General features: G+C 56.0%; 18 protein-coding genes and 6 pseudogenes. 6 read left to right on the top strand and 18 right to left on the bottom strand.

All coding sequences use genetic code 11. From position 1 onward, the window contains the following. Positions 1 to 63: 63 nt before the first annotated feature. The 4 genes and pseudogenes from MUN84_RS06485 to MUN84_RS06470 all read right to left on the bottom strand — a co-directional run bounded on the left by MUN84_RS06485 (position 64) and on the right by MUN84_RS06470 (position 2,143). Positions 64 to 447: a DUF1731 domain-containing protein gene (locus MUN84_RS06485; protein WP_244698693.1), complete on the bottom strand. Its 384-nt coding sequence runs from the start codon at positions 445 to 447 to the stop codon at positions 64 to 66. Positions 448 to 515: 68 nt separating this feature from the next. Further along, on the bottom strand, positions 516 to 938 hold the full coding sequence (locus tag MUN84_RS06480) for an NAD-dependent epimerase/dehydratase family protein (RefSeq protein ID WP_244697139.1): 423 nt from the start codon (positions 936 to 938) through the stop codon (positions 516 to 518). A 119-nt stretch (positions 939 to 1,057) separates the two neighbouring features. Further along, positions 1,058 to 1,743: pseudogene (folE, locus tag MUN84_RS06475) on the bottom strand (GTP cyclohydrolase I FolE). Then, entirely contained in the window at positions 1,736 to 2,143 is a 408-nt protein-coding gene (locus MUN84_RS06470) for a 6-pyruvoyl trahydropterin synthase family protein (RefSeq protein WP_244697138.1), read from the bottom strand. The pseudogene folE and the gene MUN84_RS06470 overlap by 8 nt, the downstream one beginning before the upstream one ends. A gap of 283 nt (positions 2,144 to 2,426) precedes the next feature. Here MUN84_RS06470 and MUN84_RS06465 point away from each other — a divergent pair, with 283 nt between their 5' ends. After that, complete coding sequence (locus tag MUN84_RS06465) at positions 2,427 to 3,137, top strand: DNA repair ATPase (RefSeq protein ID WP_244697137.1); 711 nt, start codon at positions 2,427 to 2,429, stop codon at positions 3,135 to 3,137. Positions 3,138 to 3,226: 89 nt separating this feature from the next. Here MUN84_RS06465 and MUN84_RS06460 read toward each other — a convergent pair whose 3' ends face one another. The 3 genes from MUN84_RS06460 to MUN84_RS06450 all read right to left on the bottom strand — a co-directional run bounded on the left by MUN84_RS06460 (position 3,227) and on the right by MUN84_RS06450 (position 6,827). Beyond that, complete coding sequence (locus tag MUN84_RS06460) at positions 3,227 to 3,844, bottom strand: inorganic diphosphatase (protein ID WP_244697136.1); 618 nt, start codon at positions 3,842 to 3,844, stop codon at positions 3,227 to 3,229. A 182-nt stretch (positions 3,845 to 4,026) separates the two neighbouring features. Further along, positions 4,027 to 4,785, bottom strand: a complete 759-nt coding sequence (locus tag MUN84_RS06455; RefSeq protein ID WP_244697135.1) for a hypothetical protein — start codon at positions 4,783 to 4,785, stop codon at positions 4,027 to 4,029. Next, the gene (locus MUN84_RS06450) at positions 4,758 to 6,827 is read right to left on the bottom strand and encodes a M1 family metallopeptidase (RefSeq protein WP_244697134.1); all 2,070 of its coding nucleotides are present in this window, start codon (positions 6,825 to 6,827) and stop codon (positions 4,758 to 4,760) included. The genes MUN84_RS06455 and MUN84_RS06450 overlap by 28 nt, the downstream gene beginning before the upstream one ends. Positions 6,828 to 6,978: 151 nt before the next feature. Between MUN84_RS06450 and MUN84_RS06445 the strand changes: the two genes are divergently transcribed. Continuing rightward, entirely contained in the window at positions 6,979 to 7,389 is a 411-nt protein-coding gene (locus MUN84_RS06445; protein WP_244697133.1) for a hypothetical protein, read from the top strand. 99 nt (positions 7,390 to 7,488) lie between these two features. Here MUN84_RS06445 and rplS read toward each other — a convergent pair. From rplS to MUN84_RS23645, 11 genes and pseudogenes are all read right to left on the bottom strand, one after another. Further along, a pseudogene (gene rplS, locus MUN84_RS06440) lies at positions 7,489 to 7,865 on the bottom strand (50S ribosomal protein L19). Positions 7,866 to 8,045: 180 nt separating this feature from the next. Next, complete coding sequence (gene trmD / locus MUN84_RS06435) at positions 8,046 to 8,723, bottom strand: tRNA (guanosine(37)-N1)-methyltransferase TrmD (protein ID WP_244697132.1); 678 nt, start codon at positions 8,721 to 8,723, stop codon at positions 8,046 to 8,048. Positions 8,724 to 8,737: 14 nt separating this feature from the next. After that, the gene (gene rimM, locus MUN84_RS06430; RefSeq protein ID WP_244697131.1) at positions 8,738 to 9,319 is read right to left on the bottom strand and encodes a ribosome maturation factor RimM; all 582 of its coding nucleotides are present in this window, start codon (positions 9,317 to 9,319) and stop codon (positions 8,738 to 8,740) included. 114 nt (positions 9,320 to 9,433) lie between these two features. Then, complete coding sequence (locus MUN84_RS06425; RefSeq protein WP_244697130.1) at positions 9,434 to 9,988, bottom strand: 30S ribosomal protein S16; 555 nt, start codon at positions 9,986 to 9,988, stop codon at positions 9,434 to 9,436. A 243-nt stretch (positions 9,989 to 10,231) separates the two neighbouring features. Further along, on the bottom strand, positions 10,232 to 10,987 hold the full coding sequence (locus tag MUN84_RS06420) for an acyl-CoA desaturase (protein WP_244697129.1): 756 nt from the start codon (positions 10,985 to 10,987) through the stop codon (positions 10,232 to 10,234). A 202-nt stretch (positions 10,988 to 11,189) separates the two neighbouring features. Next, positions 11,190 to 11,897 (bottom strand): RluA family pseudouridine synthase, encoded by a 708-nt coding sequence (locus MUN84_RS06415; protein WP_244697128.1) that lies wholly within the window; start codon positions 11,895 to 11,897, stop codon positions 11,190 to 11,192. Positions 11,898 to 12,009: 112 nt separating this feature from the next. Continuing rightward, positions 12,010 to 12,824, bottom strand: a pseudogene (gene panB, locus MUN84_RS06410) (3-methyl-2-oxobutanoate hydroxymethyltransferase). Positions 12,825 to 12,967: 143 nt separating this feature from the next. Then, positions 12,968 to 13,387, bottom strand: a complete 420-nt coding sequence (locus MUN84_RS06405; protein WP_244697127.1) for a hypothetical protein — start codon at positions 13,385 to 13,387, stop codon at positions 12,968 to 12,970. Then, positions 13,384 to 13,908, bottom strand: coding sequence for a putative LPS assembly protein LptD (locus MUN84_RS22865; protein WP_262920660.1), 525 nt, complete (start codon positions 13,906 to 13,908; stop codon positions 13,384 to 13,386). Before MUN84_RS22865 ends, MUN84_RS06405 begins: the two co-directional genes overlap by 4 nt. Beyond that, a pseudogene (locus MUN84_RS06400) lies at positions 13,899 to 15,035 on the bottom strand (putative LPS assembly protein LptD); the annotation flags it as partial. The gene MUN84_RS22865 and the pseudogene MUN84_RS06400, both read right to left, overlap by 10 nt. Next, positions 14,924 to 15,469, bottom strand: coding sequence for a putative LPS assembly protein LptD (locus MUN84_RS23645; protein ID WP_317239205.1), 546 nt, complete (start codon positions 15,467 to 15,469; stop codon positions 14,924 to 14,926). The gene MUN84_RS23645 and the pseudogene MUN84_RS06400, both read right to left, overlap by 112 nt. A gap of 449 nt (positions 15,470 to 15,918) precedes the next feature. Between MUN84_RS23645 and MUN84_RS06390 the strand changes: the two are divergent. The 4 genes and pseudogenes from MUN84_RS06390 to MUN84_RS06375 all read left to right on the top strand — a co-directional run bounded on the left by MUN84_RS06390 (position 15,919) and on the right by MUN84_RS06375 (position 20,420). After that, positions 15,919 to 16,733 (top strand): annotated as a pseudogene (locus tag MUN84_RS06390) (N-acetylmuramoyl-L-alanine amidase family protein). A 64-nt stretch (positions 16,734 to 16,797) separates the two neighbouring features. Next, complete coding sequence (locus tag MUN84_RS06385; RefSeq protein WP_244697126.1) at positions 16,798 to 17,751, top strand: MlaD family protein; 954 nt, start codon at positions 16,798 to 16,800, stop codon at positions 17,749 to 17,751. Positions 17,752 to 18,007: 256 nt separating this feature from the next. Continuing rightward, positions 18,008 to 19,633 (top strand): annotated as a pseudogene (locus tag MUN84_RS06380) (acyl-CoA carboxylase subunit beta). 115 nt (positions 19,634 to 19,748) lie between these two features. Beyond that, positions 19,749 to 20,420, top strand: a complete 672-nt coding sequence (locus tag MUN84_RS06375) for a hypothetical protein (RefSeq protein WP_244697125.1) — start codon at positions 19,749 to 19,751, stop codon at positions 20,418 to 20,420. Positions 20,421 to 20,440 lie beyond the last annotated feature (20 nt).

Genomic DNA, 20,440 nt, shown 5'->3' with positions numbered 1-20,440 from the left:
AACAGAAAAAGCCTTGGTCGACATAACCAAGGCTTTTTCTGTTTATAGTGGCTATAGTGAAATCTACTCTTCCCCGTAAAACGATTCTAGGGCGGCTCGCAGGGTAGGAAACTCAAACTTGAAGCCTTGCTTCAGGGTTTTCTCGGCGCTTACCCGCTGACTAGCCAACACGATTTCGCTCATCTCGCCCATCATCAGCTTCAGGCCGAACTCGGGCACTTTAGGCAATACCAGTGGGCGGTGCAGCACGGCTGCGAGGGTTTCAGTGAATTCCTTGTTGGTAACAGGATTGGGCGACACGGCATTGTAGGTGCCCTGCCACTGCGGCTCCTCCATGGCCTGAATAAACAGGCGGCACAGGTCGTCGAGGTGAATCCAGGACATGTATTGCTTGCCGGAGCCCAGCGGAGCACCCGCCATCATCTTCACCGTGCGCGCCAACGGCACCAAGGCCCCACCTTCCGGGCTGAGTACAATGCCAATTCGGAAAATGGCGGTGCGGATGCCGTCGGTGGCTACGTTTTGGGCTGCTGCTTCCCACTGCTGGCATACTTCGGCCAGAAAATCATCGGGGCTGGGGCCGTTTCTTCCGTTACTACCTGGTCGTCCCGGTCGCCGTAGATACCGATGGCCGACGCCGATATAAAGGTTTGCACGTGGTGCGAGGCTTTTGCCAGTTCCCGGGCCATCAGCTGGGTGCCAGCCAGCCGGCTCGACAGGATTTCCCGCTTGCGCTCCTGGGTCCATTTGCCATCCGAAACGCTGCTGCCGGCCAGGTTGATAATGTAGTCGGCGTAAGGTACAGCGGCCTCATCAATGGTGCCGGCTAATGGGTCCCAGCGGAAGCTGCGGTAGCGGCCGCTACCGGGAGTGCGGCTCAGCAGGGCAACTTCATATCCGGCATCAATCAACATTTCGGCGAGGCGGGTGCCAATCATGCCGGTGCCCCGGTAATTAAAACTTTGCGCGACATGGAAGAGAACAGGTAGCCTAGCGCCGAGAAGGCGCCAGAACTTTGAACGGAGAGTGGAAAAGCGGAAGGAAAGCTAACAGCTTTTTATTTGCCAATCAGCCGCAGGAACTCGGAGCGCAATGCTTCGTCGCGGGCAAAGGCGCCGCTGTATTCCGCCGTTAAGGTGCTGCTACTCGTATCGTTCACGCCCCGGCTCATCACGCACAAATGATCGGCCTCAATAAGGACGGCTACGTCGTCGCTGCGCAGAGTAGTTTTTAGCTCCTCTGCAATCTGGCGGGTCAGGCGCTCCTGCACCTGGGGGCGGCGGGCAAAGTACTGTACTACCCGGTTAAGCTTGCTCAGGCCCACCACATGCTCACCCGGTAAGTAGGCCACGTGGGCCTTGCCGATGATGGGTACGAAGTGGTGTTCACAGCAGGAAAACAGCGTAATGTCGCGCTCCACCAGCACATTCCGGTACTGGTAGCGGTTCTCGAACAACTTTACATCGGGCCGATGCTTGGGGTCGAGGCCCTTGAACCACTCCTGCACGTACATCTTGGCTACGCGCTTGGGCGTGCCGCTCAGGCTGTCATCCGTGAGGTCCAGCCCAGAATCTGCATGATGTCGTGGAAGTGCTCGGCAATGGCGGCAATTTTTTCGTCGTCGCTGAGCTGGAAGGCGTCGGCCCGGAGGGGCGTGCGCAAATCGGCTGGCAACTCTACGTCGATGGCGGGGCGGGCTGCGGTACCATCCGCGGGGGAGGCTGCAGCAGCGGGGTTATCCATGGTATTCTACAAAATTGCGTTCGGTCTCGTACAGCGTAACCGACATGGCTAAGTGCTCTTCCACGTGCGGGCGCAGCCGATTCCAAATCACGACAGCAATATTTTCAGCCGTCGGGTTAAGGTGGCGAAACTCTTCCGTGTCCAGATTCAGATTTCGGTGGTCAAAGGTATCCAGAATCTCGCGCTTGATCAGGTCGCTCAACCGCTTCATATCATACACGTAGCCCGTAGCGGGGTCAATGTCGCCGGTCAGGCGAACAATGAGCTCGTAGTTATGGCCGTGATAATGAGGGTTGTTGCACTTGCCAAACGTAGTCTGGTTCTGCTCGTCATTCCAGGCCGGGTTGTGCAGGCGATGGGCAGCGTTGAAGTGTTCTTTGCGGCAAACAGTGATAGGCATAGTCGGGGTTAAACTGGCTGCAGTTGCTTTTGTTTCAGAAAGTATAGAGAATATCAAGTAGTTGGCTTAGCCATGAGAGGGTAGCTCAACAGGAATAGATGCCATTATCTGGTATATAAACGATTATGAATATTAATTTTCTAACAAAAGTCAGTTTTCTTCAAAAAAAACAATCCGGGCCCTGGTGAGATGCTGGCAGGCTAGTTAAATTTGATGAGTCGGAGTTCGTTTACCCGACGGTCATACCTGCAAATCATTTTCTTCTCAACTTATTTCATTTCCTATGAAACGAGGCGTACTCTTTTCTTTGCTGCTGATGTTGGCAACATCGGTGACTAGCTTCGCGCAAAAGTCGCCGGTTGATGAAACGGACATGGCCGTAAAAGGCATTCCGCGTAAGGGGCAGCGGGTTTCTGTGCAGCTGGATAGCAAGCGCGTAGAAGACTCCTGGAAAAAGCAGCTGGACGAGCAGTTCGGTAGCAAAGTGAAAGCTGACAAAGGCGTATACACCATGGACGGAGTCGTGATTGACGCCGTTTCTAAGACGCCAGTACGCGTAATCAGCAAAGTAGACGCCGTGCCCACCGGTACGACCATCTGGTGGTCGATTGACTTGGGTAATGCCTACCTGGGCAAAGAGGCTACGCCGGTGCAGTGGAAAGCTGCCGAAGGCTACCTGAAAGACTTCGCCCGCAAGCTCTACCGCGAAGACTTGGCCGTACAGGTTGCCGAAGCCGAGAAAGCCCTCGTGTCGTCGCAGAACAACCACATGGCGGTTATCTCGAAGGCCGATGCCATCAAGAAGGACATCGAGAAAAACAAAGCGCGCAAGATTGAAATCCAGCAGCAGCTGGCCCAGAACGCGGCTGAACTGCAGCAGTACAACAACCAGGTTGACATGAACCTGAAAGAGCAGGAAGCTGCCCGCGCCGACATTGTGAACATGCGCGTAGCCCTCGAGGCCGTAAAGGAGCGCATGAACAAGATTGAGTAGTCGGCCTTCCGATTCTTACTTGTAAATAAAAAGCCCTACCTGCTAGCAGGTAGGGCTTTTTGTTGCTACGCTTGTTACGTACGGGCTAGTTACTGCAGCCAGCGACTAATGTATTGTTCCGCTGCCTTCTCGTCTTTCCAGCCAGCAATGCGGGTTTCGCTGGGGCGGCCGCGGTGCTGGAACCACAGGCTCAGCGACTGGCGCACGCCTGGGTAGCGGCGGTTCAGCGTGGCCCAATCCGTGACATCCGGCAGGATGCGCTGGGCCGGTCGCGCCGGAACCGACACGACCAGCGGCTGCAGGGCCCCGTTCACATCGAGCAGCAGCAGGGCCACGGGTACTACCTCTAGCACAGTGCCCGCGGGCTGCCCTTCGGCTAGCACCAGCGCCGGCACGGGCCCGTCCGTTTTCTGAGGGCGGCCGGGCGCGCTGACGTTGGTACCCGGAATAAAGCCCAAGTTGCCCGGTACCGGCAGGAATTCTATTAGCTGGTCAGTGCCAGCCTGCTCCAAGGGTTGAAATTCATGCGTTTGGGCGTTGTAGCGCTGCTCGCGGCTGGTGCCAGCGGGCATTTCCACTACCACCTGCAAGAGCTTGCGCTCGGCCGAAAAGGTAGGCAGATCGGCGTAATCCGCTTGGCAACCCGCCAACGAAGCCGCGCCTATTTCGGCCAGGAGTAGATACCAACACAAACGCATGAATTCCATCCAGGGATAAAGTTGCTACTGCGCTAATTGCTCATTTAAAACCCGGAAGGGGTTCAACTCCTCCAGGTGCAGCACGAAGCGAATTCGGTCGGTAAAATCCTTGCGACTGTCGGGCAGGCCGTTCGCGTACTGCGAGCCAGCGACAGGTAAGTAAAGCCGCAGGATGTTCTTGGCAATGGGTACTACCAGGCCCGCGTCGTAGTACAGGCGCTGGGCCCCAAGCCGGGGCCTATGGTCTGGAACTCCTTGGTTGCGCCCAGATCGGCAAAAACGGCCAGGGAAGTTACGGGCAAGTCGGCTTCCACGCCCAGGGTGCTGAGCCACCGTCGGCTGCCGACGGGCAGGTAGGCCTTGAACGCGCCGTCCCGATCGTCGGTTTGATGACGCTGGGCCGTGTACGTATCAGAAATCTGCTGCCGGTCCAGGAAGGCCGTCTGGCGGCGGTAATCGGGGCTACCGCTTAAGCCAATGACAAAGGGACTTTCGGCTCCAGATTTCAGGAATCTGCCCCCAAACAAGCGGGCCCGAATCTGTTTCTTGGCGTTATAGTAACGGCTGTACGTTGCCGTGGCCCGCAGCAGGGCAGCTTCCCGGTCGGTGTTGTCTACCTCTACATCGGGTGTCATGTAGTTGAATTCAACGTGCGCGCCCCAGCTCTGCAGGGCATTTTTGTGCTGCACCCGGTACTCCAAGGTCTGGAAGCTGCTGGTCTGGCCCAGGTTCTGGTTGCGCACGGTGGTATTGGCAAAGCGCAGTAAATGCTGGGGCTGGTTGAAGGCCGAGTGGGGTAGGAGCAGCGTAACGCTGGGTTCTATTTTGCGGTAGCGCTCAAAACGCTGTACCTGGATGCCGGTGAGCAGCTGGCGGGCTACCGTGCGGGGTAGCACATTCAAGTTCAGCGTACCAATACCGTTCAGCTCGTTGCGGTTAAAGCTGTACATGGGCATGGCCAGGTAGTTGAGCCGCTTGGGCGCCAGGGCGTTGTTATAAAAGGCAGCCCCAGCATGAACTTGTCGGACGTATTAGCTCCGATTACGGGTAGCCAGTTGATGGTATGCCGGTCCCAACGCTCTATGCTGGCTAGCGGCTTCAGGCGCAAGGGCTCCCAGGTCCGCAGTGAGCCGCTGAGGTTCATTCGGTCGTCGCGACGGTTGAGCTGGGGCGTGAGGTAGCCAGGGTCGACCACCACGCTGACCACGCCGGCCCGGCGGAAGTTTAGCTGCGTTTCATCCTGTTCATCGTCCTCAGTACCGCCGAACGCGGGCGTCCACTGGGTTTCCAGCACGTTGCCTTGGGCATCGAGGGTAGCAACGGGCACGGCGAAGGGCGCGGGCGAATCATTGCGCACCAGCACTTTCACCGTCTCATTCTGCACTAGCAGGTCAGATACGGCAGCTTCGTAGCGGTTTTGGGTTGTGAGCATGTCGCGGAAAAACCAATCCAGCTTCTGGCCGCTGGTTTCTTCGAATACCGTCTGCATGTCCTCGGGGTAGGGGTGCCGAAACTGCCAGCGCTGGTAGTATGCGTGCATGGCCGCGTCGAACTTCTCCTGGCCCAGGTACCCGGCCAGGTAGCGCAGCAGAGCGGCCGTTTTGCCGTACACAATCAGCCCGTAGTTCAGCTTGCCGTACTCGGCGGAAGAAATACCGCTTACTGGCTGGTCGAGGCCCCGCGAGGCCACGGCCTGAAAAGGCACCTGATTCAGGGCTGCGGCCGGCAAACCGTCAACGCCTAGCGTGCGGGCCAGGCGCGGCGACTTCACCAGAAACTCCAGCTGCCCGGCCGTAGGATTTTCGCGCTCGGCCACGCGGTTTTCCACGTAGGAGTTGACGCCCTCGTCCAGCCAGGGGAAGTCCCGCTCATTGGAAGCCAAAATGCCGTAAAACCAGTTGTGGCCTACCTCGTGCACAATGGCCGAAGGTTGGGTTACCGTTACCATGGGGTATTCCATGCCGGAGCCGGCACTCAGGGCCCCGTCCACGGCGGTAGCGGAGGCGTAGGGGTATTCGCCTACCCACTCGGAGTAGGAGGTAAGGGCCTTGTTTACATCCGTCAGGCCTTTAATCCATTTCTCGGCGTCCTTGTTGGTGAACAGAACCCAGGAAGTGACCTGCCGACTGGAGGGGAGCGTAACGCCGCTTTTGAGCACGTTAAAGCGCTTATCGGCGAACCAGGCGAAGTCGTGCACCCGGTCCTGCACGTAGCGCAGAGTTTTGGTATCGGAGGAGGAAGCCGGAAACTTTAGGTCGTCGCCGAAATCTTTTTGGGTTTTCTTAGCGGCCGTGGTAGCTGCCAGCTGGTCGAGGCGCTGCTGCTCATCGGGGTTTTGCAGCACGCCCGTGGCGCCTACCACGTAGTTGGCCGGCAGGGTAATGCGCACATCAAACGAACCAAACTCCGAGTAGAACTCGCCCTGGTCGAGGTAAGGCATCTGGTGCCAGCCTTTACGGTCGTACACAGCGGGCTTGGGGTACCACTGCGTTATCTGGTAACTCTGGTCGACGTGGCCAAAGCGAGAAAAGGAATTCGGAATCTTAACCCGGAACGGCGTGGTAATGGTGATGCTGGCCCCCGGAGCAAGCGGCTGGGGTAAAACCAGTTTAGCCATGTCGGGGTTGGCCGCATCGTACTGCAGCGTGGCCGGCTGGCCGTTCACTTGGAAAGCCAAGCCGTCAATAAAGCCACGTTGCTCAGGTTTGGCAAATTGAAACTTGCGGCTGCCGTTGCGGAGCTGCTGGCGGGCAAAAGCCGTGTTATTGTCGCGGTAGGCGTTGGGCCAGAGGTGAAACCAGATGTAGGGCAGCGCATCCGGGGAGTTGTTGGTGTATACCAGTTCCTCCCGGCCGCTGAGCGTGTGCTGCTGGTCGTCTAGGGTAACATCAATGGAGTAGTTAGCCTGCTGCTGCCAGGTAGTAGTGGCCTGCTGGGCGTAGCTTAAAAGGGGTAGAATAGCTAGGCCACATAGGCTTATACATCTTTTCATGCGGTACGAGGAAAGGGGATTGGGTGCTGGCATGGGAAGGCGAAAGTAGCCCTTCGGACCGGAACATGGGCCACAACCTTTGCTACACAGCCGCGTTTGCACGAATATTCCCAACTGTGCCGCTGCTGGCGGCAGCCTAACCATTCACACTATGTCTTTCCACAAGATTCCCAAGGACGATACCCAGCACCAAAACCACCTCGACGGCGCCGTCGGCATTCTAACCGGCGACCTGCAGGAAGAAGCTACCAAGTCGGGCCTCGATAACCATTTCCAACGCTGGATCGAGGACCTAAAGGACGTAAACAACCCCGAGCTGCACCAGATTGTGGTGGATATGCAGGCGCTGAAAGCTCACTTTGGCGGCGGCACTATTGATAAAGACCTGGTAGGTCAGCTTTTGAGCCGCTTGGGTACCAACACGTCTAAAGCGGCTGTATTTGCTGAAAATCCAAATACGGCTCAGCGAGTAACCAACTTGGGCGAGGCGCTCAGCGCCGCTGCTAAGCAAATGCGCGGTGGCCAATCCAGCCCCGAGCAGGATCTGCAGCAGAATTCCTAGGCAACTAGGTTGCTGCGCTACAGTAAAAAGCCATAAACGAAACAGCCGGCCCTCCGTAAGGAGAGCCGGCTGTTTTTATAAGCAGGAAAGCGGTGAAGCTTACGCAGTAGCCTTAGCTACGGTAGCACGCTTTTCTTTGATACGAGCAGCTTTGCCCGACAGGCCACGCAGGTAGAACAAACGAGCACGACGCACTTTACCGCGACGCACTACCTCAATCTTGTCGATGTTGGGCGACAGGAGGGGAAGATACGCTCGGTGCCGATCTGGTTCGAAATCTTACGAACCGTGAAGGTTTCGCCGTTCGAATTGGTGTTCTTGCGCTGGATAACAACGCCCTGGAACTGCTGAACACGCTCCTTGTTGCCCTCGCGAATTTTCACGTGGACGTTGATGGTGTCACCGGCGGCAAATTGGGGGAAGCTGGCGCGGCGCTCCTGGGATTCCTGCTGGATAAAATCGAGTAGTACGCTCATGGCTGGAAAAACTGTAAAGGACGGCCGCGCCGTCCGATGGGTTTCTGGTAAAGAGGCGCAAATATAGCCCTCTATTTTGAAATTGTGAAATTGTGAGTTGGTGAAATTGCGAGTTTGTCGTTCTGCTTGCGCTACTTACGGGTGCAGCGCAATAGATTCGCTCTTCACAGCTTCGCAAGCTCACTCTTGCAATAAATCTGGCCGCCGCTGTTGGGTGCGGATCAAAGCTTGCTCATGGCGCCAGATATCAATTTTCGGGGTGTTACCCGAAAGCAAAATTTCTGGCACCGATAAACCTCGCCATTCAGCTGGCCGGGTGTACACAGGCGGCGCCAGTAGGTTATCCTGAAACGAGTCGCTCAGGGCAGATTCTTCGTTGCCGAGTACTCCGGGCAGCAGCCGAACCACGGCATCGACCAGAATAGCTGCGCCTAGCTCGCCTCCGCTCAGTACGTAGTCACCAACGCTGATTTCGTGGGTGATGTAGGCCTGGCGGATTCGCTCGTCTACGCCCTTGTAGTGGCCGCAAAGAATGAGCAAGTTGCCCGCCAAGGACAGTCGGTTTACCAGTGGCTGCCGCAACGTATCCCCGTCAGGCGTCATGTAGATAACGGCCTCGTAGGAACGTTGCGCCAATAGCTCATCGAAACAGGCCGCAATTGGCTCCACGCGCAGTACCATGCCAGCCCCGCCCCCAAACACGTAGTCGTCGATCTGACCATGCTTGTTGATGGCGTAGCGGCGCAGGTCGTGCAAATGAATTTCGGCCAAGCCTTTGTCCTGTGCGCGCTTCACGATGGAGTGAGCAAAGGGGCTGACCAGCAAATCCGGCTGGCACGTGACAATGTCAATACGCATGGAAAAAGAACGAGCTACGGTTCTACGAATTCATCGGGCTCGTCCCGCTCCCGGGAGGCGGGCGTCAGATACACGTCGAGCAAACCCTCCGGCAGGTTCACAAACAGCTTACGCGCCGCTTGATCGGCCTGCTTAACCAGTTCATCCACTACCGGAATCAGAACCTCAACTCCCTTATAGCGCATCGACAGTACGTCTTGCTGCGGCAGTTCGTAGAAGGTTTCTACCGTACCCAGCTCTCCCAGTTGCTCATCAACTACTAGGTAGCCAACTACATCATGAAAGTAGAACTGATCTTTGGCTAGATTTGGCAGTTCCGTTAGAGGGCGCCAGAGCTTGGCATTGCGGAGCGGCTCGGCATCTTCGATGCGGTCGATACCCTTGAACTTGAGCAAGGCCCGCGCGTCGCTCTGCGGCTGGAGCTTTTCCACGGCGTAGTCCGTGAGCTTACCCGGAGCGGTGGGCAACTCCACCAGTACGGATTTCAGCTTGCGGTAATCGTCGAGGTTATCTACGTCGAAGGCGGCTACCACAAAGCCTTTGAGGCCGTGGGGCTTTACCACCGAACCCAACTCGTAGCAGTCGTCGAGAGTCATGGCAGGGAAGATGAGGAGGGGAAACACGCAAAGGTGATGAGGTAGAAAAGGGTAGCATGGTTAAACCACTAGCACCCCTTTAGTACCTCATCACCTTCTTACGTGAGCCTAAGATTAGGCGCCAGCTTCCTCAGTGGTGTCGGCCGAAGCTTCAGCATCGGTCGTTTCGCCTTCGGCGGCCGGAGCAGCCGGGGCGTTGGCCGCCTCCAGAGCGGCTTGCTTCGCGCGCTGGGCTTCAGCACGAGCTGCATTTACCTTGGTTTCGGCGGCCAGACGCTGCTGACGAGCTTCTTCCTTGGCAGTGCCCAGGCTAGTGCGCTTGCCTTCGATTTTAGCATCTTTCTGCTCTTTCCACTCGGTGAAGCGCTGGTCAGCAACGTCCTGCGAGATGGCGCCTTTGATGACGCCGAGCTGCAGGTGCTTGCGGTAGAGCACGCCACGGTAAGAAAGCATAGCACGCACGGTATCCGTGGGCTGGGCACCCTTCATAATCCAGTCGAACGCCTTATCACCATCGAAGTTGATGGTAGCGGGGTTAGTCTGGGGGTTGTAGGTACCGATTTTCTCGATGAAGCGGCCATCGCGGGGCGAGCGGGAGTCGGCAACAACGATGTCGAACTGAGCGGCCTTTTTGCGGCCACGACGGGCGAGGCGGATTTTAACTGCCATAAACCGGTTTGGTTAAGCGACGCATCCCGTGCGTCTGGTTGAAAATGAGGTGCAAAGGTAAGGCAAAAGGTGGAGTTGTGAAAGGTGAAATTGTAAAACGAGTTATGAGCCGCGCAGAAAAAGCCAATCAATTACCGCAAGCCAGAAGCCTACGAAACAAAACCAGCCCTCATGCCGATGCACAAGGGGCTGATTTTTACACAGGCGAAAGGGAAACTTACCATTTCACCTTTCACCAATTGGCTAAGCTGCCATGTTCACGGGCTCCTGCCACTTACGTTTCACTTTCACCACCCCAATTTTATCCAGGCTCCAGATAAACATGTAGGTAGGGTCCAGCTCCCACTTCTTCACGCCGAAATTGACGCGCATGGGCAGCTTGTGGTGGTTGTTCTGAAACAGCTCGCCGAAGGCCAGGAAGTCGAAGGGCAGCGTGTTTTTAGAGTGGTCGTGGTTATCAAAGTTCTGGTAGCCGTATTTGTGGCCGCCCCAGTTCACAATAGCGCCGTGAATCGGACCCATCAGGAAGTGCAGGGGTAGCAGCAGAAACTGCCACCACGCCGTAGCAAACTGCACGTAAAACAGCACGTAGAGGGCGCCCCAGCCAATGCGGGAGTACCACTTGTCGCCTAGTTTCTCAATGGCGTCCCACTCAGGGTAGTCGCCCTCGAAGCGCTCCGCGGCGGCGTAGTTGCGGTTGAGCACGGCGTTGTAGATGTTCTTCGTCTTCCACATCATCGTGAAGGCATTAGACGAGTACAGCGGGGAGTGGGGGTCCAGCTCGGTATCAGAGTAGGCGTGGTGCATGCGGTGCAACAGCGCGTACGCCCGGGGCGAAAGGAACGAAGAGCCCTGGCAGATATAGGTGAACAGGAAGAAGAACCGCTCCCAAAACTTGTTCATCGTGAACATCTTGTGGGCCGCGTACCGGTGCAGGTAGAACGTCTGCGTAAAGAGCGACAGGTAGTAGTGCGCTACGAAAAAGAAGAGTATCGCCATAGGGGCAAAAAGTTAGAGGTCGAAACCGGTAGCGGCCGAAGCCTCAACGCGCTAAGCGCAAAAGCCAGGCTTTAGTTCAGCCACTGTTTCGCAAAACTACGGCCACACCTGTCCCAGGTGCAATTGCCCCGGCTAAAAGGCCATAATGTTATTCAGGTCTAGCTAGCTAAAGCTTCGGGCCCAGGCAGCGGAATGCAAAAACCTAGTAGTAGGCTTCGGCGGCTTCCCAGTGTGCAACGTCGGGTAGGGGAGCCTTGAAGCACATTTCTTCCTTAGTAACGGGATGCTGAAGCTCTAGCTGCCGGGCGTGCAGGGCAATGCTCACGTCGGGCAGGGGAGCTAGGAAGCCGTATTTGACGTCGCCAACGATAGGCGTGCCCAGGCCGGAGCTTAGCTGCACCCGAATCTGGTGGGGCCGGCCGGTAATGGGGTTGACCTGTACCAGCCAGCGCGAACCCGCCTGCCCCAACACCTGGTAGTCCAGATCTGACTTCAGGCCCTGGCCGTGGCGCTCGGTGTAGGCCTTGGTGGTATTACGAATGGGGTCTTTTACCAGCCAGTGCGTGAGGTGGCCGGTCGTCGGCTCGGGGCATTTGCCGGTCAGGGCCCAATAGGTCTTGTGCACCTTGTTGTCACGGAACATTTCGTTCAGCCGACTCAGGGCCTTGCTGGTTTTGGCTAGGGCCACCACCCCACTCACGGGCCGGTCGAGGCGGTGAGCTACGCCCACGAAGGCCGCTCCGGGCTTTTTATACTTAAAGCGCAGATATTCTTCGGCTTTGGCAGAAAGCGGCTCGTCGCCGGTAGCATCGCCCTGCACGAGCAGACCGGCGGGCTTATTAATAATGAGCAGATGGTTGTCTTCGAACAGAATTTCCTTCCGCTCCGACCACAGATTCGGACGATTCACTGGTAACTAATGAGGAATGAAGAACGAGGAGTGAGCAAATAAGTGAGGAAGAAGCAAGCACATCTTAACCGAGGTACCTTCTTCATCTCTCATTCTTCATTCCTCAGCAAACTTAATACGCTTCGTCCTGGCTCGGGAAGTCGCGTGATTTTACGTCTTGAATGTAGCGCTGCACGGCGTCGTGCATTAAGTTACCTAGGTCGGCGTAACGGCGCAGGAAGCGGGGCTTAAACTCTTTAGTAATGCCTAGCATGTCGTGCACCACCAGTACCTGCCCATCTACGTTGGGGCCGGCGCCGATGCCGATAACCGGAATGGTAAGTTTCTCGGCTACCTGCTTAGCCAAGCTGGAAGGTATTTTTTCCAGCACGAGGGCGAAACAGCCAATTTCTTCTAGCAGCAGGGCGTCTTCAATTAGCTTCTGCGCCTCGGCTTCCTCTTTGGCCCGCACCGTGTAGGTGCCAAATTTATAAATACTTTGGGGAGTAAGACCGAGGTGCCCCATCACCGGGATGCCCGCCGTCAGGATACGGGTAATGCTGTCCTTGATTTCGGCGCCGCCTTCCAACTTGATGCCGTGCCCCCCGACTCTTTCATGATGCGGATGGCCGAACGCAGAGCCTCAGAAGAATTGCCCTGATAGGAGCCAAAAGGCATGTCCACCACCACAAACGCCCGCTTTACGGCCCGCACCACGCTCTGGGCATGGTAAATCATCTGGTCCAGAGTGATGGGGAGGGTCGTTTCGTGGCCGGCCATGACGTTGGAGGCCGAGTCACCTACGAGGAGCACGTCCACGCCCGCCCCGTCCAGAATTTGGGCCATGGAGAAGTCGTAGGCCGTGAGCATGGATATTTTCTCACCGCGCTGCTTCATGGCCAGCAACTGGTGCGTGGTCACGAGTTTGACTTCTTTGTGCTGAGACATGCTAGGGTGCTGTGAAGGAGTGGAAAACGGAAAAGACGGGAGCAAAAGTGACTAATTTCTTTTAATCCGCGGGCATGATCCTCCGCTCCCTTGCTCATCCATTGGCTCCGATCCTGACAGCAAGCCTACTCCACTGAAGGCCGCTAGTAGTTCAGGAATGTTTTGTTGCGGCTCAGTTTCAGATCCTGAAGCAGGGAAGACTTGGCGGCAATGGTTACAAAATAGCCGCGTGTGGGTCCAAACGGCCGCCAGTTGCCGGTAATCTGCCAGCAGTGCAGGTCCTTGGTAATGTCCAGGTTGGTAAAGGCTGGCGTCTTATTAACGAAGTCGTAGTTGGTGCTGAAGCCGAAGCGCAGGGTTTCGGTGAGCTTTACTGAGCCGTTTAGGTTCAATGAGGCCGCCGTATAAGCGCTACGCCGGATGCGGTTGTCGCGCGCGGGTAGCGGCCCCTGATCGGCGTACGACAAGGTGAAGGAGGTATTCAAATCCCACGGAATCGAAAAGTCCACGTAATCTTCGTACGGGTCGATGCGGGTAGGGGAACCCAACGACGGATCGTTCACGGGGCTACGTCGCGGCGAATCGTGGACTTGCGGTTGCCCTGAGCCGGGTTGAACTGGTAGCTCAGGGAGGCGTTGGCAGTAGCCAAGCGCGCTAGCCGGAAGCTCTTCTGCTGCCACAAGAATTTGTCGATTGGGCGGCTCAAGGAATCCCGCTGATAGAAATCGAAGTTACCGTTAATGGTTACGCCCAGCTTACGTGCTACCTGCGTATGGAACGTGACGTTCAAAGGGTCGAGCCGGAGCGAATCCTTTACGAAGTCGTAGCCCGTGTTAAAGTCAAGGCCATCAATGAGACTTACCTTTTTGAACGGGGTAGTACCCGTCGTATCCTCAGAGTTGCGCACTTTCATTTCCACTGAGTTCTGTAGGAAAAAGCTTAACCGGCGCACCTCAGTGGTTGTAGGTGGGGCGTACAGGGAGTTGCTGTAGCGCGGGAGCAAGAATCCCTTATTGTCCTGATACAGCTGCCCTTCAGAATACAACAGCCCGGTTAATGGGTCGCGCAAGCCAGCTACTTGCACGCCCTGGAAAGCAGGGTCATTCTTTTTAGGAGCGGGGAGAAGTTGAAGCTGACGTTCGGGGTTACTTTGTGCCGCAGCGCCTGGATTTTGTGCGTGCCTTTGCGTACGAAGGTACCGTAGAAAGATGTGCCCAGGTTGGCGCCGAACGTGTAGTTATAGAGGCGGTTGAACTGCCGTAGGGTATCAATCTGCACGGCGCGGGCTTCGGGAATGTACTCGTAGTTGAGCTTCTTGAAGTACCAGTTTTCGCCGTAAGTAACCGTTGGGTTCAGATTGAAATGCTTCAGCAGGGTGTAGCTACCCAAGGTAATATTGAAGTTGTGCTGCATGCCGGTTTGGGAGTTGCGCAGCAGCTTATCGAGGTTGCTGAAGCGGACCGGCAGCGTGGAAACTTGGGTAGAGCCGCCAATCAGGGGAATGGCGCCGCTATTGATTACGCGCGCCGGCAGGGAGTTGGACAGCCGATTCTGGTAGCGCAAGTCATAAGAAAAAGCCAGCTGCTCAAAGATCCTGCCCCGCGACTCCAGCCCCAGTAGTTCATACACGTACTGCCGGGCCAAGCCCACGGTCACGTCGGGTAAGGTAAAGTCCATGGTGCCCGACTGGGTGTTCTGGCTTTGGCTGAGGTTGACGTTGTAGTTGATGGGTAGGTTGCGCAGCTGCTTGGAATACGTGATGTTAGACTGGAAGGCCGGCGTGAGGTAGAGGCGCTGGTTGTAAGAGTTCTGCCGGTAATAGTTGTTGCTGCTGATGTTCACGTTGGCCGAGAACCGACCACCGCCCGGACGTGCTACCGGGGTATGGTTCCAGGCCAGCGCGAAGTTGCGCGAGGAGCGCGGAATGTTATAATTCGGGTTGGTATTAGCATCGGTAGTACCCAACAGGCGCTCGGTAGGCTGGGAGCTGTAATTGAAATTAAACAGTCCGTTGTAGCGGTAACGCGTGATGTACTGCACCTCGGCCGTGCCGCGCCAGCCCCCAAGCCGGTCGCCGTTGCCGGAGTAAAGGTCGCCGGTTAGACGCACCCCAATGTGTTCGTTGGCCGCCCAATAGTAGCCGCCATTGCGCAGGAAGAAGCCCCGGTCGGCAGCCTGCCCGAATGTGGGAATGATGAAGCCCGAAGCCCGCTTGTTGCTTTTGGGGTAGGAAAGTACCCGAACAGAAAGCCCAAGGGGGTAGGAATATCCCCGATAACTAGGTTGAAAGGCCCCGTCACGACTTTCTCGCCGGGAATAACCTTCATTTTGGAAGCATTGATGAAAAAGTGCGGGTTTTCGAGGTTGCAGGTAGTGTAGCGCCCACGCACCCCGAACAGCTCGTTCCGGTCGTTCTTTTTAATGGTTTCGGCATGCACAAAGCCTTCGCCCTGCTGGGTTACCACATCCGTGATGCGGCCGCGCTTGCTTTTGAGGTTGTAGTCGATACGGCCGGCTTGGTAGTTCTGGGAACCCTGCTTGAACAAAGGCCGGTCGCGCACCTTGCCCGTGGAATCGGCCCGGCCCTCCGCCGTTACCAAGTTGCGGCTGTAGTCTACCGTAATCAGGGCGGCCTTCAGATTCATGTCGCCGTAGTCCACGTCGGCCTTGTCGTAGAGAATGGCGCGCTTGTTTTGCACCTCAAACCGAATGGAGTCCTGGGCCTTGTATTTGACGGTAGTTTCCACGGCGCCCTTGCGGCCGCCCGCGGCTACGTTCAGCGAATCAGGCGTGCCGCTCACCAGCCGAGTCGTGTCGGTGCGCACGGGGGCGCCAGGTTTGGGGGCGTTCAGAATCTGGGGCGCCGGCCGTACGTCTTCCGGCACGCTGCTCGTGCGGGGGCGCTGCTGGGCCTGCCCGGGCGTAGTAGGCCTAGGCTGAACAGTAGCGTAAATAGCAGCGGCAGCCGCAATAGCGGCGAAAGTGCACTCTCTATAGAATTGTACACAGGCACGAGTGGGGCCACGTAGTTTTTATCGTTTATTTTGTGGCGGTTTGCAAAGGTAGCTGGTCGCTGCCCCAACTAACGAACTCCGTGCGGAATATTGTCGCTCTGGGCACGGTGGCCCTGTTATTTCTCGCCGGCCCTACTTCTTCTTCTCCCCCGCAGGCCCCGGCCGGGAGCGGGCAGCCCCCGTATCGTTATCGGCTGCGCACCGTTGTGCTCGATGCCGGCCACGGCGGCAAAGACCGGGGCTGCGCCGGCGTGAAGGCCCGGGAAGCAGATGTAGCCCTGAAAATTATTCTGGCCCTGGGGCGGCAGATCGAGGAAAACATGCCCGACGTGAAGGTGGTCTACACCCGCAAGACGGACGTATTTGTGGAGCTGGCCGACCGCGCCGGCATCGCCAATAAAAACAATGCCGACCTTTTTATTTCCGTCCACTGCAATGCCAGCGCCCCGGCGGCCAACGGCACAGAAGTCTGGACCATGGGGCCGCACAAAACCGACGCCAACCTCTCGGTGGCCAAGCGCGAAAACGCGGTAATTCTGCAGGAAGAAAACTACCAGGAGCGCTACAACGGCTTCGACCCTACCTCACCCAAAGCCACATCCTGTTTTCCCTTTACCAGAGCGCCCACATGGTGAACAGCATCCGGTTTGCCCAGAAGGTTGACCGGCAGTTCCGCACCACCGTGAACCGGCCCTCCCGCGGGGTAAAGCAAGCGGGCTTCCTGGTGCTGTGGAAATCCACCATGCCTGCCGTGCTGATTGAGTCCGGCTTCTTAACTAACCGCCAGGAAGAATTGTACTTGAACGATAAGACCAATCAGTCGTATATGGCCTCGGGTATTTACCGCGCCTTCCGCGACTACAAAAATGAGCTGGAAGCTAACACCGGGGAATAACCTGTCCGGAGCCTGTGTAACCGGATAATCTGCTTCCGACTCCCTTTAACCAACTGCTGACCCCGTGTCGAAAGAAATAAAAGTAGCCCTGTTGGGCATCGTTGCTGTCGCCCTGCTAGTTGTGGGCTTCAACTTTTTAAAGGGCAGCAATATCCTGTCGACGGACCGCACCTTCTACGCCAAGTATGACAACGTGGACGGCCTGAACGTAGGCAACCCCGTCATTCTGAACGGCATTAAGGTGGGCCAAGTCAAGGAAATGACTCTGGTGCCGGAAGAAGGCAACCGGGTGAAAGTGGCCGTGGAACTGCAGAAGGGCGTCACGGTCGGCGACTCCACCGTAGCCAGCCTGAGCGGCTCGTTGCTGGGCTCAAAAACCATCACGCTTTTTCTAGGCAAGAACAGCAAGGTCTATGACGGCGGCGAGGAGCTGAAGTCCTACACCGTGGCCAGCATCACTGACGCCTTTCAGGCCAAGGCCCTACCCGTGCTGGGCACCGTCGATTCGACCCTGATTAAGGTGAACGGCTTTCTGAACAAGGATGCTAAAGTCAGCCTGCAGGCGACCCTGCAGAACGCCCAGGGTAGCACTGAGGCCCTGAAAAATCTGCTGCTGATGAACCAGCGCAACATCAATCAGATTACCACCAACATGGCCCGCCTGACCGGGGAGCTGAATAAGACTAGTGCCAAGTTCGACCGGATTGCGGCCAACTTCTCTACCCTCAGCGATTCGCTGAAGAACGCACCAGTGGGGCCAGCCATGCGCAAGCTCAACGCCACCATGACGGAGGCCCAGGGCACGATGACTACCCTGAACCGTTCCCTCACCGACCAGAAGGGCTCCCTTGGCAAGCTGATCAGCGATACGCTGCTCTACAACAACCTCAATGCCACGGCCGCCAGCTCCAATAACTTGATTAAGGACTTGCAAGCCAATCCTAAGCGCTACGTGCACTTCTCGGTGTTCGGTGGGGGAAGGATAAAACCAAAAAGGAGGTTGAAACCACCACCGTGAAGCCCAACGGCACCGTCACCGAAACCGAATCTAAAACGACCGTTAAATAGGTGCCTGCCACAAACGGCAATCCTCTTACCTTTGAATCCGCCCCGCGAGGGGCGGATTTTTTTGTTGCCTCCACCCACCAGTAATCGTCTATTATCCTGAGCCCAGGCAAGCGGCCTACCCGCTGGAGCCACTTGTGCACCCCGCGCTAGGCCCTTGGCTGAACTCAGGATGACCGGATGAACCGCTACCCCACCCATTCCCACCCATGAACCTCGAATTCAACAAGAACGAAGACAGTAGTAAGCAGCTTACGTTTCAATTGCAGCAGCGCCTGCAGCGCGTGACCCTCGGGGCGGTGAGAAGCGCATTGCCGCCCATAAATCCAAGGGCAAGCTCACGGCCGGGAGCGAATCAGCTACCTCCTGGACAAAGATTCGGAAACGGTCGAAATTGGGGCATTTGCCGGGAGGGCATGTACCAGGAAGAAGGTGGCTGCCCCGGCGGCGGCGTAGTAGTGGTTATTGGCTGGGTACAAGGCCGTCAGTGTGTGGTAGTGGCCAACGACGCCACCGTGAAGGCCGGCGCTTGGTTTCCGATTACGGCCAAGAAAAACCTGCGGGCTCAGGAAATCAGCATCGAAAACAAGCTGCCCATCATTTACCTCGTCGACTCGGCGGGCGTGTACCTGCCCATGCAGGACGAAATCTTCCCTGACAAGGAGCACTTCGGCCGCATCTTCCGCAACAACGCCGTGATGAGCTCCATGGGCATTGTACAGCTGGCCGCCATTATGGGCCCCTGCGTGGCCGGCGGAGCCTACCTGCCTATTATGAGTGATGAGGCCATGATTGTAGACGGTACCGGCTCGGTGTTCCTGGCCGGGTCCTACCTCGTGAAGTCAGCCATTGGCGAGAGTATTGACAACGAAACGCTGGGTGGCGCTACTACCCACTCCGAAATTTCGGGCGTTACGGACTACAAGTTCCAGACCGATGAGGAGTGCTTGGAGCACATTCGCAACATCTTCGATAAGCTTGGCGGCCAGGCTACGGCGGGCTTCTCGCGCAAAGCGCCCGCCCTACCCAAGGAAGACCCCCGCGAAATCCTGGGTTTGCTGCCCGCTGACCGTGCCAAGCCCTACGACATGATGGACATTATCCGTCGCCTCGTGGATGACTCGGAGTTTGAGCCCTACAAGGACCTCTACGGCCAGACGCTGATTTGCGGGCTGGCCCGCATTGATGGCTGGGCTGTGGGCATCGTTGCCAACCAGCGCAAAATCGTGAAGACCAAGAAAGGCGCCATGCAGATGGGTGGCGTTATCTATTCCGACTCCGCCGACAAAGCCGCGCGCTTCATCATGAATTGCAACCAGAAGCGCATCCCGTTGGTGTTCCTACACGATGTGTCGGGGTTTATGGTGGGTAGCCAGTCGGAGCACGGCGGCATTATTAAGGATGGAGCCAAGATGGTAAATGCCATGGCTAACTCCGTGGTGCCCAAGTTCTCCGTGATTGTAGGCAACTCCTACGGGGCCGGCAACTACGCCATGTGCGGCAAAGCCTACGACCCCCGCCTGATTGTGGCCTGGCCCACCGCTCAGCTGGCCGTCATGAGCGGGGCCGCCGCCGCTAACACCCTCCTGCAGATTCAGGTAGCCGCTGCCGAAGCCAAAGGCGACAAGCTTACCGACGAGGCCAAGAAGGAAATGTTCGATAAGATCAAAGCTCGCTACGACGAGCAACTCTCGCCCTACTATGCCGCCGCCCGCCTCTGGGTCGACGCCATCATCGACCCACTGGAAACCCGCAAAGTCATTTCCCAAGGCATCAGCATGGCCAACCACGCGCCGATTGAAAAGGCATACAACGTGGGCGTCATTCAGGTGTGAAGGAATAAATAAGTAATATTAAATTAAAAACGCAATGGGAGTTGAATTTCCATATAAAAGAACTTGTAGACAATTTATTGACGGGAGTTATAGTGACAATGGTAAATGGCGATATATGCATGATCCTAATTTTGCTGATTCACCTGAGCAATATGTTAGACCATTTCTTTTAATTCAAAAGGATTTGCAAGTATTATTCGATTATATTGAGCCTTCAGATCAAAATTTGGTTTGCTATTCTTATAGAATTCATGAATTACTTATTAGAACATGTATAGAAATCGAAGCGAACTGTAAAGCAATTTTAATTGAGAATGGCTATCAGTCAAACAAAGAGCTTAATATGCGTGATTATCAAAAAATAAATCACACGCATCATTTATCATCTTACGAAGTAGCACTGCCGCTTTGGAAAGGAGTGGAGAGATTAAAGAAGCCTTTCATTGGTTGGCATACAGGGAATCAATTATGTTGGTATCAAGCTTACAATGCTCTTAAGCATAACAGGCATGGAGAATTTCATAAGGCCTCATTTGGTAATTTAATAGAAGCTATATGTGGACTCACTGTATTATTATCAGCACAATTTTATCAAGAAGACTTTACACATTCTGTGAACTTTTTAGCTTTGGAAGGTTCAAGTGATGGAATGGAGTCTGCTATAGGTGGTTACTTTAGGGTGAAGTTTCCTAATGATTGGTCTGCTGACGAACAATACTCTTTTGAGTATACTGATATAGAGGCAACGGATTTTAGAGTACAATGCTTTGATTATAGCAGAATATAATTGCTTTCATAGTAACACGT

Source organism: Hymenobacter sp. 5516J-16 (assembly GCF_022919335.1).
Taxonomy (GTDB): Bacteria; Bacteroidota; Bacteroidia; order Cytophagales; family Hymenobacteraceae; genus Hymenobacter; species Hymenobacter sublimis.
This window is presented reverse-complemented; position numbering and strand designations above follow the sequence as displayed.